This window comes from Hydrocoleum sp. CS-953 (genome assembly GCF_002260545.1).
Classification (GTDB): domain Bacteria; phylum Cyanobacteriota; class Cyanobacteriia; order Cyanobacteriales; family Microcoleaceae; genus Trichodesmium.
In genome coordinates, this window is sequence record NZ_LGSU01000673.1 from 1 (window position 1) to 4,177 (window position 4,177).

Consider the following 4,177-nt stretch of genomic DNA (forward strand, 5'->3'; position numbering starts at 1 on the left):
AGATGGGGAGATGGGGTGTATTAGATATCTGCCACTCATCCCATCATCAAATCAATTATTACCCATTTTTTATCAATTAATTCTCCCTCTAACCTATTGATTGGAGATACGCTTAGGGCTTCTATAAGGGTGATTAACTGTTAAACTTAAACGGTAGAAAATAGTTGTAAAATTTACACTCATTGTTGTAATATTAAACAGGTAACAACTAAAATCTGAAAAATTGAAAGTGAATGCGACTTGTTGACAGGCATATTATTAACCGAACACATAACTTTTGGCGGGGGTGTGATCAGTTAGCCTTTAAATCAAAAAACTTGTACAACTTGGCTAATTATTATTGTCGTCAGCATTTTTTCAAGTGTGGAAAAAGTCTAGATTTAACCAAGCTATACCATGCTACCAAAGATAGCGATGCCTATAGAGCATTACCAACGAAAGTATCAAAACAAATAATAAAATGCTTGGTTGCAACTTGGCGTGGTTATTTTCAGGCTATAAAAGAATGGTCAAAACGTCCAGAGAAGTTTTTGGGGAAGCCCAAAATACCCAAATATAAGGACAAAACCAAAGGCAGAAATGTAGTTATCTATTCAAAGGAATCAGTCTATAAAGCTCCTCTAAAAGATGGTATTTGTCACTTATCTATGAGTGATATCAAAATACCTGTAGTTGTGGAAACTGTAATCGAAGTCAGGATAGTACCTGCTACGAGCTGCTATATAATTGAAGTAGTCTATGAAAAAACTCTTCAGCCACAAATAAACTCAAGATATGTAGCGGGGATTGACTTAGGGATTGACAGATTAGTTGCTCTATCTACAAACAAGCCTGGTGTGAAACCTATGCTGATTAACGGGAAGCCACTAAAAAGTGTCAATCAACTATATAACAAGCGTAAAGCTAAGTACCAAAGTCACCTCAAAGGCAACAGAAAAACTAGCCGTAAGATTGAGGCGTTAACTTATCACCGAAATCGTTTTGTGGAGAATTATCTGCATAACACCAGTAAATTAGTGGTTGAGTATTTAACCACAAATAATATTGGTACTGTAGTCATAGGAAAAAATGATAACTGGAAACAATCTGCAAATATAGGCAAAAAAAACAACCAAAATTTCACCCAAATACCACATGATAAGTTAATCAAGCAAATTACTTATAAATGTCAGCTAGCAGGAATCAAGGTGATTGAAACAGAGGAAAGCTATACAAGCAAAACATCTGCCGTTGACCTAGAGCAACCAATTAAACATGAAACTTATAGGGGTAAACGAGTCAAACGTGGTTTATTCAGGAGTGGAATTGGTATAGTCATTAATGCCGATATTAATGGCTCTCTTCAAATAATTAGAAAGAAATTCCCAGAGGCATTTACTGCCGAGGGAATAGTGAGCTGTGCCGTACAGCCAATATTGGTTAATCCAATATCAAGATAAAAGCTGTCACGATTTTCTACAGTTTTTTTCGTNAATAGTGAGCTGTGCCGTACAGCCAATATTGGTTAATCCAATATCAAGATAAAAGCTGTCACGATTTTCTACAGTTTTTTTCGTACGGTAGTCTTGGTCATTTGTCAAAAAAATTAGATACGTTTGCCCTGGGAGTTTTATACTAAAATTGTTTTTAGGAAAAATGAATATCATAAAAGAATATTTTTGTCAAAAAATCTTCTAAGTTCAATATTTAGAGTCAGTCTTTATAACAACAATTTGCCTAATCGTCAATTGTCAGCTATGATCTTTATCAACAGGGCAGCCAATTGCAACAAAAATTAGGCACTGATGGATCAAGTAGATATAGGCAATAAACGCAGTATAAAAGCATCAGATACTCAAGGTTCAGCTTCAGACGAGCCTAGTAGCCTTATGATTGTGCAGCTAAATAACAACTTGCAATCTAGTTCACCCATTAACTATCAGGGGGGTGACACTAGCTGAACAGACCCGCAGCCACATAAGGGTCTCTAGACTGCAAGGATATCACCAGCATCACCCTATTAATTTGGTAAATATAACAACTGGTAATTAGTCATTGGGTGACAATATTTATAACCCAAGACTCATCATTATTCACATCAGCAATCTAGGACATCCCAGATTAGGGCTGCGCCGATAGGCTTTGTTTAGCATCAACAAAACATAATTTATTTTGAAAGTTTAAGTCAAAATAGAATCCTTGGAACTTAATTTTTTGCAGTTCAGAGGAAATGAAATATATCCACACAAATCAGAGAAATTAACAGATTTATTTTATGAATGTCAGTGAGCTTTTAAGCGCGAATGAATTATTAGTTAGACACTCCAAAGGAGAAAGAAATTTTCAGGGAGTAAACCTCATTGCAGTTAATTTAGGTGAAGCCAACCTCAATCGTAGTAATTTAAGTCATGCTAGTTTTAAAGATTCCTACTTAGCTAAAACCAAACTAATTGGAGCTAATTTGAATGGTGCAGATTTTAGTTATGCTAATCTTTCCCAAGCTAAGTTAATTGAAGCTAATTTGAGTGCTGCTAGCTTTACTAAAACCACACTTATTGAAGCCGATTTAAGTGGAGTAATTTTGAGTGGGGCAATTTTCTCAGAAGCAGATTTAACAAGAACTATTCTAATCGGTACCAGCATGGTTGAAACTTGTTTACTAAATTGCTCAATATTGACTAAAGCTAATTTAACAGGAGCTACTCTCAGTCGTGCTATTCTTAGTGGTGCTGACTTAACACAGGCAACTTTGAATCGGGCAATTATGAGTGAAGCAGACCTAAGTGGGACTTTGCTAAATCAGAGTAGTTTAATTCGAGCCTATCTACAACGGGGTAATCTCAGTGGTGCAAAACTAATCAAGGCAGATTTAACAGAAGCAACTTTAGTAGAGGCAAACCTTTGTGCTGCCGACTTAACTGGAGCAGACTTGCAAGGAGCAAACCTTAGTAATGCCAATCTGAGTGGGTCAAATTTGATGGGAGCTAATCTACAGGGAGCTAATCTTAGGAATACTAATCTTAATGGTGTTGTTCTCCAACAGGCCAACCTGGGAGTTGCTGACTTAAGTAAGACTAACTTACGAGGAGCTAATTTGAAAGATGCCAATCTCTCAGGAGCAAATTTATTAGAAGCTGACTTGCGGGGCGCTAACTTACAAAAAGCTAATCTTTATGGTGCAGGTTTATTGCTGGTATCTCTCAAAGGAGCAGATTTAAAAGAAGCCTGTTTGTGTCATGCTAACTTAATTGGGTCTAGTTTAAATCTTTCTAGTCTTCAGGATGTTTGCCTCAAAGGAGCAATTATGCCCAATGGTTCAACTCATGAATAGAGTTATACTTATTTAATAAATGTTTGCTACAAATATTTACAACTTCCGCAGGAGTTAGGAGTCATTTCAGTTACTCTCCTAGGGTCTGAACTCCGTTTTTTCGTATAGGGAATGCTCCGCTTTCCATGTCGGCGACAGCCGAAAACAGTTAACAGTACCTCCTACTGAATTAGGAGATTTGAAATACTGAATTTTCTTTTTTTACCCCCTTTGAAGGGGAGAGGTAAAAACTTATTTTCGGGTAAATCTCTCTTTTTAGTCAAAGAGATATCATTCAGCAAGTCCTTCAATTACTCTTAACTATTTTTAACATTCTTTTTTTACACTTGGTATTAGGTATTAGAATAATTTCTAGAACTAATACCAATTCACTTTAAAGATGTCACAAATAGTTTGAAACTTTAGGTCTGAAATAATTTCCTGAAATTACTGTAACATCAAAGTTTTAAGCCTACAAAATCTTAATGCATGACTTTTGTACGGGTGAAGAGCGAATCACCCCTACTGACTTTTATAGCAGTTTTTATGTTTTTTAGAGTACAGAGATTTGGGTTTAAAGGAAGAAGGCTCATATTATCTAGGAGAGAAAGAAGAAGTAATGCAAGTCATGAAGTGAAAACCGCTATAACTTCCATGAAACGTTATAACTAAAGCTAGTTTGCCCCAAAAGCTAGATTTCAACAAAGTGGTTAATTATTAACCAGGGTCTACTGAAAAAGTATTATGGGTAAGGGTCGCTAACACCTAATCTGGGATATGCGAAAACTTTTACCGAATTATTAATTAGAGTTGTTGGGAAATAACTTAGATTACAAAAAAAATAAAATGAAAACAGATATATTTAGTTAGTGATTTTATTATTTATGC

The 4,177-nt window shown here is 35.7% G+C and carries 2 protein-coding genes; both read left to right on the forward strand.

Annotation, left to right across the window (positions count from 1 at the left end):
* Positions 1 to 233 precede the first annotated feature (233 nt).
* On the forward strand, positions 234 to 1,439 hold the full coding sequence (locus tag AFK68_RS07680) for an RNA-guided endonuclease TnpB family protein (protein WP_094672244.1): 1,206 nt from the start codon (positions 234 to 236) through the stop codon (positions 1,437 to 1,439).
* 815 nt (positions 1,440 to 2,254) lie between these two features.
* Entirely contained in the window at positions 2,255 to 3,310 is a 1,056-nt protein-coding gene (locus AFK68_RS07685; protein ID WP_094672245.1) for a pentapeptide repeat-containing protein, read from the forward strand.
* Positions 3,311 to 4,177 lie beyond the last annotated feature (867 nt).

What these genes read in the sequence shown, in the direction of transcription:
- AFK68_RS07685 (WP_094672245.1), top strand. Translation starts at nt 2,255, where the DNA reads ATGAATGTCAGTGAGCTTTTAAGCGCGAATGAATTATTAGTTAGACAC.
- AFK68_RS07680 (WP_094672244.1), top strand. Translation starts at nt 234, where the DNA reads ATGCGACTTGTTGACAGGCATATTATTAACCGAACACATAACTTTTGG.